General features: G+C 36.5%; 13 protein-coding genes. 4 read left to right on the top strand and 9 right to left on the bottom strand.

Annotation, left to right across the window (positions count from 1 at the left end):
* The first annotated feature begins 13 nt into the window (after positions 1-13).
* Entirely contained in the window at positions 14-1,177 is a 1,164-nt protein-coding gene (gene fadA, locus AC0L5Q_RS16130) for an acetyl-CoA C-acyltransferase FadA (RefSeq protein WP_077340421.1), read from the top strand.
* Positions 1,178-1,295: 118 nt separating this feature from the next.
* On the opposite strand, the gene AC0L5Q_RS16135 is transcribed toward fadA, so the two are convergent.
* The 5 genes from AC0L5Q_RS16135 to AC0L5Q_RS16155 all read right to left on the bottom strand — a co-directional run bounded on the left by AC0L5Q_RS16135 (position 1,296) and on the right by AC0L5Q_RS16155 (position 6,168).
* On the bottom strand, positions 1,296-1,982 hold the full coding sequence (locus AC0L5Q_RS16135; RefSeq protein WP_473611275.1) for a GDSL-type esterase/lipase family protein: 687 nt from the start codon (positions 1,980-1,982) through the stop codon (positions 1,296-1,298).
* Positions 1,983-2,051: 69 nt separating this feature from the next.
* Positions 2,052-2,975 (bottom strand): manganese-dependent inorganic pyrophosphatase, encoded by a 924-nt coding sequence (locus AC0L5Q_RS16140; RefSeq protein WP_473611279.1) that lies wholly within the window; start codon positions 2,973-2,975, stop codon positions 2,052-2,054.
* Positions 2,976-3,079: 104 nt separating this feature from the next.
* Positions 3,080-3,847, bottom strand: coding sequence for a DUF599 domain-containing protein (locus AC0L5Q_RS16145; protein WP_473611283.1), 768 nt, complete (start codon positions 3,845-3,847; stop codon positions 3,080-3,082).
* A 171-nt stretch (positions 3,848-4,018) separates the two neighbouring features.
* Entirely contained in the window at positions 4,019-4,993 is a 975-nt protein-coding gene (locus AC0L5Q_RS16150; RefSeq protein ID WP_473611287.1) for a class 1 fructose-bisphosphatase, read from the bottom strand.
* A gap of 233 nt (positions 4,994-5,226) precedes the next feature.
* Positions 5,227-6,168, bottom strand: a complete 942-nt coding sequence (locus AC0L5Q_RS16155) for a DMT family transporter (protein WP_473611291.1) — start codon at positions 6,166-6,168, stop codon at positions 5,227-5,229.
* Between the two features lie 97 nt (positions 6,169-6,265).
* Between AC0L5Q_RS16155 and AC0L5Q_RS16160 the strand changes: the two genes are divergently transcribed.
* Entirely contained in the window at positions 6,266-7,711 is a 1,446-nt protein-coding gene (locus AC0L5Q_RS16160) for an aminotransferase-like domain-containing protein (RefSeq protein ID WP_473611294.1), read from the top strand.
* Positions 7,712-7,774: 63 nt separating this feature from the next.
* Here AC0L5Q_RS16160 and AC0L5Q_RS16165 read toward each other — a convergent pair whose 3' ends face one another.
* From AC0L5Q_RS16165 to aroQ, 4 genes are all read right to left on the bottom strand, one after another.
* Positions 7,775-7,942, bottom strand: a complete 168-nt coding sequence (locus tag AC0L5Q_RS16165) for an oxidoreductase-like domain-containing protein (RefSeq protein WP_473611298.1) — start codon at positions 7,940-7,942, stop codon at positions 7,775-7,777.
* Between the two features lie 82 nt (positions 7,943-8,024).
* Complete coding sequence (accC, locus tag AC0L5Q_RS16170) at positions 8,025-9,371, bottom strand: acetyl-CoA carboxylase biotin carboxylase subunit (RefSeq protein WP_473611302.1); 1,347 nt, start codon at positions 9,369-9,371, stop codon at positions 8,025-8,027.
* A 23-nt stretch (positions 9,372-9,394) separates the two neighbouring features.
* A complete protein-coding gene (accB, locus tag AC0L5Q_RS16175; RefSeq protein ID WP_473611305.1) occupies positions 9,395-9,847 on the bottom strand; it encodes an acetyl-CoA carboxylase biotin carboxyl carrier protein in 453 nt (150 codons plus the stop codon).
* An 85-nt stretch (positions 9,848-9,932) separates the two neighbouring features.
* A complete protein-coding gene (gene aroQ, locus AC0L5Q_RS16180; RefSeq protein ID WP_473611309.1) occupies positions 9,933-10,391 on the bottom strand; it encodes a type II 3-dehydroquinate dehydratase in 459 nt (152 codons plus the stop codon).
* Between the two features lie 473 nt (positions 10,392-10,864).
* Between aroQ and AC0L5Q_RS16185 the strand changes: the two genes are divergently transcribed.
* Both AC0L5Q_RS16185 and AC0L5Q_RS16190 read left to right on the top strand, forming a co-directional pair.
* Entirely contained in the window at positions 10,865-11,152 is a 288-nt protein-coding gene (locus tag AC0L5Q_RS16185) for a hypothetical protein (RefSeq protein WP_473611312.1), read from the top strand.
* Positions 11,124-12,365, top strand: a complete 1,242-nt coding sequence (locus tag AC0L5Q_RS16190; RefSeq protein WP_473611316.1) for a porin — start codon at positions 11,124-11,126, stop codon at positions 12,363-12,365. Before AC0L5Q_RS16185 ends, AC0L5Q_RS16190 begins: the two co-directional genes overlap by 29 nt.

A 12,365-nucleotide genomic window follows, 5' to 3' on the forward strand; every position in this document is an offset into this window, starting at 1 on the left:
TGAGGAGAACACAATGAAAGAAGTTGTAATTATTGATTGCATACGAACTCCTATGGGACGTTCGAAAGCTGGCGTATTTCGTAATGTGCGTGCTGAAACATTATCAGCCCACTTAATGGAACAAATTTTAGCAAGAAACCCAGCCCTTGATCCAAACGACATCGAAGATGTTATTTGGGGCTGTGTTAAACAAACAAAAGAGCAAGGTTTTAATATTGCTCGTAATGCCTCGTTATTGGCAGGTTTACCAAAATCAATTGGTGGCGTAACCGTTAACCGCTTATGTGGTTCATCAATGCAGGCACTACACGATGCAACAACCAGTATTATTGCAGGCCAAGGCGATGTGTTTTTAATTGGTGGTGTTGAACACATGGGACATGTTCCTATGATGTACGATGTAGATTTTGCTCCGGGCTTAAGTAAGCACATAGCAAGAGCTTCAGGCAACATGGGCTTAACGGCAGAGCTACTTGGCAAGCAACACGGTATTAGCCGTGAAATGCAAGACGCTTTTGGCGCTCGTTCTCATCAACGTGCTCATCAAGCCATGTTAGAAGGGCGTTGGGATAATGAAATTGTTCCTACCTTAGGCCATGACGAAAAGGGTGCGTTAAAGCTTATTGAGCACGATGAAGTTATTCGTCCTGAAACAACGGTTGAAGGGCTATCAGCACTTCGTCCAGTATTTGATCCTGTTAACGGTACAGTTACTGCGGGTACTTCTTCAGCGCTATCTGATGGGGCTTCAGCTATGTTAGTGATGTCGGCTGATAAAGCGAAAGAACTTGGCTTGAAACCTCGTGTTAAAATTAGAGGAATGGCGATTGCAGGTTGTGATCCAGCGACTATGGGTTACGGTCCTGTCCCTGCTACTCAGAAAGCACTTAAGCGTGCCGGCTTAACGATTGATGATATTGAACTTGCTGAGTTTAACGAAGCGTTTGCTGCACAAGCATTGTCTTGTATTAAAGCTTTAGGTTTAGAAGATAAAGCCGATGATATGATTAACTTAAATGGTGGTGCAATTGCATTAGGTCATCCACTAGGTTGTTCTGGTTCTCGTATCTCGGGAACCTTAATTAACTTAATGGAAGGTCAAGATGTGAATATTGGTTTAGCGACCATGTGTGTAGGTCTTGGACAAGGTATTGCTACGGTGTTTGAAAGAGTTTAATTGTTGACACCAGATAAAAAGGTTTATACCCGTAACCATTCAAGATGCGCTCTGAAATAGCCTCTTGATTGGTAACGGGTATAGTTATTATTAACTAAGCCTTTTTTTATATGTAAATCTATCTTAAAAGTAATAATTGAATATCTTTACTCATTGCTTCAGCCCATATTTTATAAGCGAGAGCTGTTGGGTGTAAAAAATCAGCCATTATTTCTGTACTAATATCACCGTTACTCTCTAATAATAAATGCCCATAATATCGATAAGTGATCTTTTTATTCTCTGCTAGCGTTTTCAGCATATCATTTAAATTTTTGACATCAACTCGCCGTTTACTTTTGTGCGATTGTTCAAAAGGAAAAACACCATTAAGTAATATGTGGCTGTGAGGCATTATAGATTGGCATTGTTTAATCACTTCTTTTACGCCATTGAATACCTGAGAGGGCGTTTCATTCAAATGGCCGAAGTTATTAACGCCAATTTGTAATACGACCAGTTTAGGGGATAAATGTTGGTTGTCTAAATTTTTTAATCGCCATAATAAATTACCCGTATGGTCGCCACCAATGCCAAAGTTACTTGATTGGTAGGGTGAGAAATAATGCTCCCAAATAGCCTTATCCCAGTTTTCGGTTAATGAGTCACCTAAAAACAGTAATTGAGTTTGACCTTTTTTAGCTATGTTGTTGTGTTGATTAAATAGTGCCATCCATTCATCGGCTGTCATCCAATCAAATGAAACTGTACGTGGGTATGGCTTTGTACCGTTTTGATTTTTTATTATAGATAGTGGTGAAGTCATTAATTTATTCTTATATAAAAAACCCAGCAATAGCTGGGTTTAAAGAGGTTTATAAGTAAAATTTAATATTTAAGCTAAAGAATCTTGCAGCGCTGGAACCACTTGTTTCTTACGGCTCATAATACCGTCAATCCAAACTTTACCGTCAACGGCTGTTTTGCCATAAGCTTTATCAGTTAAATCGGCGTTGTCGCTAACGACTAATACTTCAGAACCTTCTTTCATAATGTCTGTTAAAAGTAACAGTACGCTATGACGTTCTCCTTCGGCTTTTAATGCGGCCATATCAGCTAAAAAGTCTTCTTTCATTTCATCAAATACAGCTAGGTCGATAACTTCTAATTGACCAATACCTACTTTTTTACCGTGCATGTTAAAGTCTTTAAAATCACGCATAACTAAGTCGCGAATTGGTGTACCTTCAACTGCCGATTTTACTCTGAACATTTCCATGCCTAGTTCTTTGTAATCTTCAATGCCTGCTATTTCAGCTAGCGCTTCAACACATTTAATATCAGCTGTTGTACACGTTGGCGATTTAAAAATTACAGTATCAGACAAAATTGCACACATCATAGCACCCGCAATATCTTTAGGGATTGCAACGCTATGAAAGTCGTACATCATTTTAATAATGGTGTTAGTACAACCTACAGGACGGATCCAACATTCAAGCGGAGTAGACGTTGTAATATCGCCTAATTTATGATGATCAATAATACCTAATACGGTTGTATCATCAATATCGTCAGGACCTTGAATGCGATCAGAATGATCAACTACATAAATACCGTCGGTATCGGCAAATGTCATTTTTAGTTCAGGTTGTTCAAAACCAAATTTTTCTAGAATAAAAAGGGTTTCAGGAGATAATTCACCTAAACGTGCAGGTTTAACGTCTTCACCTGTCGCATTTTTTAAATAAGAAAGTGCGATAGCTGAACAAATTGAATCTGAATCTGGAACTTTGTGTCCCACGGCATAAGCTGACATATAAAATTCTCTGTTAAAGGAGTTTGTTATTAAAATTTAATGGCGGCTATTCTAACAAAAAGTAATGCTGTTCGCATAGTGAGCATATTAAATGAGTAGAGGTTTTATTTAAGATGCTCTTTAATATCACCTTCTTTTTCTATGAAAAAATAATTGTCACGAGATTCTGGTGGATATTCATCTCGTAAAATTTTGAGGGCTTTAGAATGAAAGTCTCGGTGATATAATAACCCTGTGATCCATATTGTTGATGCAATAAATAACCATGGGTGAATAAACCAACCTAATGAAGCTATCCCATAATAATATGCTCTAATTCCTCTGTTAAACTCATTACCTGCTTGAGAGTTAATTCGCGCCATACGTTTAGAAATTCTCAACCAGTGCCCTTTATTTGGCATGTTTTTTTCGTAAACTGTTCCACCAATTAAAATGCATAAAAAATTAAACTGTCGTAATGACCAAGTAAATTTAAAATATGCACTAATAAAAATGAAAATAAGCAGTAGTAATTTTATCTGGATCAACTCACGGGAAACTTCTGCAGTTAAATGCATATCAAGCGTTATTATTTCTAATTTATCTATAGTTCCAAATAAAGCAAAGAGTCCTGCAATAATATAAATAGTGGTAGACGCATAAAAAGAAACACTATTCATTAAATTTCCTGTTAGAGAAGCACAGGCTACAGGTATTTCACGAGCGGTGGATTCCATCGCCCATTGTAAGCGATATTCATGGGTAATTCCCACTAAGCCTTCTCTACCTCGTTTGCCTAACTCAGCAAAATAACGATACCCAATCCAACAGCTAAAGAATACGATTAAAGCAATAATATCGATTAATGAAATAGCATCTCTAAATTCGTTCACTGTATACTCCGGCTTTTTGCCTATTAATTATTATTTTTATTTCAGTACAGTTTTAATCTATCATTTTTAAAAGGCATCGCCAAAGAATAAAAACAATATATTGCTTTTATTCTTTTAAAAAACAGCGGAGTAGTGTTTAGGGCGATTTATTAATGAAAGGTAATTTGAATGCTATTTAGTTGTGTAATAACTTAAACATTTATTTACTTCGTTTTTAGAACCTAGAATAACTTCCACACGTTGATGAATATCTGTTGGCTCAATATCCATAATTCTTTGTGTTGATGTAACACTTAAACCACCTGCTTGTTCAACTAAAAAGCTCATTGGGTTTGCTTCGTACATTAAACGTAATTTGTTTGGCTTAGCAGGATCTTTTGAGTCAGCAGGGTAAGTAAATAACCCGCCACGGGTTAGTACTCTATGAACATCGCCTACCATAGCGGCACACCATCTCATGTTAAAGTTTTTACCACGAGGGCCTTCAGTTCCTAATAGCAAGTCGTTAATATAATCTTGCATTGGGGATTCCCAAAAACGTTGATTTGACATATTAACGGAAAATTCTTGGGTGTCTTCTGATATTTGAACATTACGCTCTACTAATAAATAACCACCGTAGGTACGATCAAGTACATAAAAATGAGTACCTTTACCTGTTGTCATTACTAACATGGTTGAAGGCCCATATAAAACATAACCCGCACATATTTGTTTATTTCCAGCCTGTTTAAACATGTCAGGATCACTTGCATCCATGCCATCAATAGCAGGATGAATAGAGAAGATAGTTCCGATCAGCGAGTTTATCTCAATGTTTGAACTACCATCTAATGGATCAAATGATACGATATATTTACCGTCGGGGTTTCCTGCAACTGATGTATCTTCTTCTTCAGACGAAATAGCTTTTACAAAACCTGATTCTAATAAGATGTCTTTAAACAGTTCATTTGCTACCACATCAAGTTCTTTTTGAACTTCACCTTGAATGTTTTCATCTAAAGTTGATCCCATAAGGCCGCTTAAATGACCTTGACCAACACGGAAAGATATTTCTTTCGTTGCGGCTAGTACAGTTTTGATTAAGGAGATGAGATCAAGTGGAACATTGTCTTCGCGTAGAGCTGGTGCTAATCGTTGCATAGGGTTACCTAAAATGTATTTGAATGAATAAACAAAACTTTTGTTGTATAGCGTACTAATTATAAACCGTTTAGCGTGTGATTTAGAATAAATAATCAGATTAAATTGTCATTTTAGGCTGCAAAAATGATATATGGTGTGTTTTATTACAGCGTTATTTGCATTTGTTTTTTAATACCAATTAATAACGCTGTAACCCTATAAAAAGTACTATTTGTATTTGAATTATAAAGTTAAGAAGACGCTTTTTCTGGTGCTCTAATATGCTCGTTCTGTGTTGTATTTTTACTCACTTCAGATTGAACCTTGGTTTTAGATAAAACAATGATGTTTCCAAGAAAAATACAGCTTAAACCAACTACAGTAAAAGTACTCCACTGAAAGTCCTCCACAAATGACGAGATTAACACCGCTATGGCAGGAAACATGATATTGGCATACGAGGTTTTTTGAGCGCCAATACGATTTAATAACGTTAAATAACAACCAAAAGCGATAACAGATCCAAATATAGATAAATAAAGTAACGAGCTAATATAAGCCATATTCATGGGTAATATAAAAGCTTCACCATTAATAAATGCCCACAAGCCTAAGCAAGTAGCACCATAAGCCATACCCCATGCATTAGCTGCGTGAAGAGGTGCTTTTTTTTGTTGGTTTTTAATGGAAATCATATTTCCACAAGAAGCCAGTATGGTTCCCATTAAACAAAAACCTAAGCCGATCAGCGTTTGTTCACCCAAAGATATATTACTAACTTGTGGCCAAAATAACGTTGTAATTCCTGTTATACCTAACAATCCACCTATATAGAATTGCTTAGTTATTTGGGTTTTATACCAAATGCGAGCGTTAATCATGTTGAATATCATGATCATTGAAAATCCAATACAAGTGAGGGCTGAGTTAATGTGTTGTTGTGCGCTGTATAGGAAATAATAATTACAACCAAATAATGCTAAGCCAAATGCTAAAAATTGGACGTGTAACTTTAACGAAAACTTAAGTTGTATTTTTTGCTGTTTACAAAACATAAATAAAATAGCCGCGGCTAACGCAAAGCGATAGCTAAGGGATACGGCTGGGGAAACGTCACCTAATTGATAATTGATAGCAATCCAGGTTGAGCCCCAAATAAGAACAGTCACTATGTATAACAAGGTATTATTCATATGATTAAATCTGGTTTTTCTTAAGAAGTAATGACAGTTTAACTAAACTTTGATTTAATAACATATACAAAAAATAAAAAATGATACCTATACAGTTATGCAGCTACTTGATAAATCATCATCCAATTTTTTATACCAACAGGTTATTGACTATGTTGAAAAACAAGAGAAAAAAGGTGTTTTTCGAGCGGGCGATAAACTGCCTAGTTTACGTAAATTGAGTAAACAATTAGACATTAGTGTACCTACTGTAAAACAAGCTTATATTGAATTAGAACGACAAGGGGCTATTTATGCACGTCCTCAATCGGGCTATTACCTGAAGGCAAAACAAGTGCGTACTTTGTTACCTATGAGAGACCGTTGGTTACATTCTTCTCCCGCTGAATTGCAATGTAGGAGTCTTATTGAACAGGTTTACGCGGCTATTCATTTACCTAATACGGTTGCTTTAGGGCTTTCAAATCCAGTAAATACTCATCCGCCAGATAAGGCTTTATCTCGTTTAATGAAAGGTGTTTTGAGTCGAGTATCAGAAAAGTCGGTAAGCTATGGGCCTGTAAATGGTGATTCAAAATTACGGTTGAGCATCGCACTACGTTATCAAGAACAAGGTGTAGCTGTTAACTATGACGATATAATTATTACCAATGGTGCTCAAGAAGCGTTATCTATAGCATTGCAATGTGTTGCGTCAAAAGGTGATGTTATTGCCGTAGAGTCGCCTTGCTATTTTGGGCAATTAGAATTGATAGAAAGTTTGGGGATGAAAGTTGTTGAAGTATATACCTGTACTGAAAATGGTGTTTGCTCAACAGAATTAGAAAAGGTACTTAAAAAACATAAGGTTAAAGCCTGTTTATTTACAACTACGGTAAATAATCCTTTAGGTTCAATGATGACCAATGCTGAACGTAAGGACTTAGTCGAATTAGTTGAAAAATATAATATTCCGCTGATTGAAGATGAAGTTTACAGCGAGCTTTATTTTACCGAAGAAAAACCAAAACCTGCAGAGTTGTATTCAAAAAAAGGCTTGGTACTGACTTGTTCTTCTTTTTCTAAAACAGCTGCGCCAGGCTATCGTATTGGTTGGTTATTGGCAGGGCAGTACGAAGAAAAAGCAAAAGGCATTAAAAGGTCGCAATCTTGTGCCACCTCAATGCTACCGCAATGGACATTAACTGATTATTTAATGAGTGGGGAGTACGATAAGCATTTGCAGATTTTACGAAGAAAATTGCAATACAACAGCGAACGTATGCGAGCATTAATCACTGATAAATTTCCTAAAGAAGTGTGTATTTCGGAGCCTAAAGGCGGTGGTGTTTTGTGGGTGAGATGCCGTTCTCATGTTGATACAGAGAAGCTGTTTCATGAAGCGATTGAAAACGGAGTAAGCTTTGCTCCTGGAGCTATTTTTTCAGCATCTAGAAAATATAATAATTTTATGAGAATAAGTTTTGGGGTGCAGTGGAGTGATGAGGTTGTTAAAGCCATAACTACGTTAGGTGGTATTGTGAAAAAATACTCTCAAAAATAAAGTAGCCTGAGTTGAATAAATGCACAGCGGGAATAGGATGAGTTACTTTATATGCTCGACCTTTTAAGGTGTTTGAGTTTTATTATTTTCAGCGTCTTTTGCTAGCTGGGCTTGTTGTTCTTTCCAAGCTTTACGTTCTTCATAATAAAAATCCCATACACAGGGGCTACAACCACTTTCGCAACAAGCGCCATCTGCAGGCGGTATGGGCTTCTCTAATAATTTGGTCATAATTTACCTCAAAATAATGTCGACCTATTATAAATAAAAAACCCTGCAAAAGCAGGGTTTCAATAAAGCTTAATGTTGGTGTTTATTCACTTTCAGAAAGTTTCTTTTCTAAATAATGAATATTTGCGCCACCATTAACAAAACCTTGATCATTTAAAATGTCTTTATGTAAGGCTATGTTAGTTTTTATGCCGTCAATAACTAGCTCGCTTAATGCATTACGCATTCTAGCTATAGCTACGTCTCTATTGTCACCGTAAGTAATTAACTTACCAATCATAGAGTCGTAATAAGGCGGTACTGAATAATCTGCATAAATATGAGAGTCCCATCTTACGCCCATTCCCCCTGGAGGGTGGAAACGTGTAATTTTACCCGGTGAAGGTATAAAAGTACGTGGATCTTCAGCATTAATACGACATTCAATAGCATGACCAGAAATTTTAATATCATCTTGAGTGTAAGATAATGGCTGGCCAGCAGCTATACGCAATTGTTCTTTAATTAAGTCAACACCCGTGATCATTTCTGTTACTGGATGCTCAACTTGAATACGTGTATTCATTTCAATGAAGTAGAATTCGCCATTTTCATATAAAAATTCGAATGTACCTGCACCGCGATAGTTAATTTCGATACAAGCTCTACAACAACGCTCACCAATTTGCTGGCGCATTGCAGGCGTAATGCCTGGTGCTGGCGCTTCTTCAACAACTTTTTGATGACGACGTTGCATTGAACAATCACGCTCTCCTAGATGAATTGCTCCACCTTGGCCATCAGCCATTATTTGGATTTCAACATGGCGTGGATTTTCTAAATACTTTTCCATGTAAACCATGTCGTTGTTAAAAGTGGAACGAGCTTCACTTTTAGTTAACTGTATTGATTCAAGTAATTCATCTTCAGATCGAACTACTCGCATACCACGACCACCGCCGCCGCCAGAAGCTTTAATAATTACAGGGTAACCAATACGCTTACCATGAGCTAAGTTAGCTTTATCATCATCAAGTAAAGGTCCGTCTGAACCTGGAACACAAGGAACACCAGCCGCTTTCATTGCTTTAATCGCTGAAACTTTATCACCCATTAAGCGAATACTTTCAGCTAATGGTCCGATAAAAGCAAAACCAGATTTCTCAACTTGTTCAGCAAAGTCAGCGTTTTCAGCTAAAAAACCATAACCCGGATGGATAGCTGTTGCATCAGTAACTTCAGCCGCAGTGATAATAGCAGGGATGTTTAAGTAACTATCCATTGCTGAAGGTTTACCAATACATATTGTTTCATCAGCTAAAAGCACATGCTTTAGGTTTTTATCTGCAGTTGAATGAACGGCAACAGTTTTAATACCAAGCTCTTTACAAGCTCGTAATATTCTTAATGCAATTTCGCCTCTATTAGCGATAACTACTTTATCTAACATGAAAATACCCTTTTTGGTTGGGCTTATTCAATGATGAATAGCGGTTGGTCAAATTCGATAGCATCTTCGTTTTGAGCAAGTATTTCTTTGATAACACCTGATTTGTCTGCTTCAATTTGGTTCATCATTTTCATTGCTTCAACAATACATAAAGTGTCACCAGCGTTTACGTGCTGGCCTACTTCAACAAAGGCTGGTGAATCAGGTGATGCTGACGCATAAAATGTTCCAACCATAGGAGAACGAATAGTGTGACCTGATACAACTGGAGCTGCAGGTGCGGTTACTGCTGCAGGAGCCACAGGAGCGGCAGCAGCAGGAGCAGCAGAAGGTTGTGCATATTGAGGTGCTGCTGTATGTATAACAGATGCTCCACGGCTAATTCTTACAGATTCTTCACCTTCAGAAATCTCTAATTCATTAATGCCTGATTCTTCTACAAGCTCAATAAGTTTTTTAATTTTACGAATATCCATTGTTTGTACCTTTGTTCATTTTATAAATAAGTAAAAAGATAAATTGTAGTAAATCGTTACAAATTATCATTGAATTTTTAAGTGACTATTTAGCCGTTTTATTTGTGAGCCACGAATGAGCTGCGCTAAGGGCGTACTCATAACCATTTGTACCTAAACCACAAATGACACCAACGGCTACATCTGATAAGTAAGAATGATGTCTAAATTTTTCGCGCGCATGTACATTAGAAAGATGCACTTCGATAAAAGGGATGCTGACTGACAATAACGCATCTCTTAGTGCTACACTTGTATGAGTAAACGCTGCAGGATTTATAATAATAAAATCAATCTTGTTATGCGCGCTATGAATTGTATCAATAAGTTTATATTCAGCATTTGATTGTAAATGAGTTAGGTTTATATTTTTATCAGTTGCTGATTTTTTTAGCTGACCAACAATATCATCTAAAGTTGCAGAGCCATAAATTTCAGGTTCTCTTTTACCTAGCATGTTTAAATTAGGGCCATTCAGTAGTAAAACATTAAACTTTGTAGACATTGTCTTTAAAATAACCATGATATTGTAATATATGCTTATCATTACATACTTAACTACAGGGTTAAAGATAATTTAGTAAAAATTACTAACTTTCGGTATTTTGGCGAATATTGGCTATTTTTCGATGAAGTTAACCTGTAAGTACTGGTATAACCACTTAGCATAAAAAATAAAGTATATTGTTTTTGCTTTTATGTGTTTCTTTACTAAAATTATTAAAGGAATGTATAACCCTTAATCTATTGATTTATAATGTATTGCATTCATATTGATTGTCAGTGCATAATCTCAAATCCTATGTGTTTTTCGATAGTGATATTTATAAGGATATTGTTATTATTCAATTATTTCTTAAAATTAGCATGTTGTTACTAGCGTTGATTTGCTTTAAATCGCATAGCATGCATGTTATTACTCATCACTCGGTTAAGTTAGAATCTCTTTCTTCTTCACAACTTCGTAGAATTTATTCTATGAGACAAATACGTTGGCCAAATAATGAAGCGATTGTGGTATATGTTTTACCTAGTCAACATCCCGTTCATAAAGTTTTCTCAAAAGATATGCTACATATTTTTCCATACCAGTTAGACCGAATATGGAATAAATTAACCTTTTCGGGGTTAGGTGTTGCACCAAGAATAGTTAAATCTCAAGCAGAACTAATACATGCTGTTAGCACTACACGTGGTGCAATAGGATATGTTGAAATATTGGATAAGGAAAAACAGCATGTCAATGTTATTAACATTACGGAATAAGTGGGTAGAGTTTGTGAATAAAGGATTAATAACAATTGTTATTTCTGGTTATTTTATTATGACAGGCTTTGCTTATGCTAATGAAATTGGTGGTAGCGAAGATATTCAAGTGCATGGTTTTGTTGCACAAGGTGTTATTGATGTAGATGGCAGTGATTTTGTTAGTGATGATCAAAAAGTATCATTAAGGCTAACGGAAATAGGCTTGAATGCGTCTTATCAATTAACTTCAGATATCCGTTTGGCGGGTCAAGCTGTTTATCTTAATGGTGGAAATCGGTACGACGAGGGGGTAAGAGTTGATTATTTACTCCTTGAATGGGCTTTGCACAATACACAAAACTGGCAAACAAAATTATATTTAGGTCGCATTAAAAATTACCATTGGTTGTATTCAAGTACGCGCGATGTGCCTATGACGAGGCCTAGCATAGTACTACCTCAATCTGTGTATTTTGATGGTACGCGTGATATGTCTATTGGTGGTGACGGAGGCGCAATTGCTACACGCTATTCCCATGAGAGCTTAGGTGATATTGATGTTACTGCGAGTATAGGCATTTCTCCTATTTCGAAAAAACAAACTACGCTTTTAATGGGAAGTACATCAACAGGACTCTTGACTCAAGAGAATGATTTTCAAGGTAGTATTTATTGGACCCCTACGTTATCCCAATGGAAGTTTGGTTTAGCTACAACCAATGCTGATTTTACCTATGAAAACGGTATCAAGGATAGCTTTATTGATGGGGGATTAGACTTAGAAAGGTTTTATGCTAATGCTGAATATCAAGCTGAAAACTGGACATTCAGCGCAGAAATCCTGCAAGAAAACATAAAACTTCATGGTTTGCTCTTCCCTGAGTTTATCAACGACTCAAAGGGTCAAGGTGGTTATGTTCAAATGCAATATAATATTACACCTGAGTTGCAACTTTTAGGTCGATATGAACATTATTATGCTAATAAAGATGATAAACATGGCAGGCAACTTGAGTTGAACTCTGCTGGTGCGGTACCACACTATTTTGGTTATCAGTATGATATGACCGCAGGGCTTAAATATAGAATTGCATCCAAGGTTGAATTACAATTTGAACATCATTGGATGCAAGGCACTGCAAGACTAACACCTGTGTTAATACCTGAGCCGCGTATAAATAAAGAGGAATACTGGCAATTGTGGGCTCTGCAATTAATGTATTGGTTTTAA

The organism is Pseudocolwellia sp. G5-9, assembly GCF_055808995.1.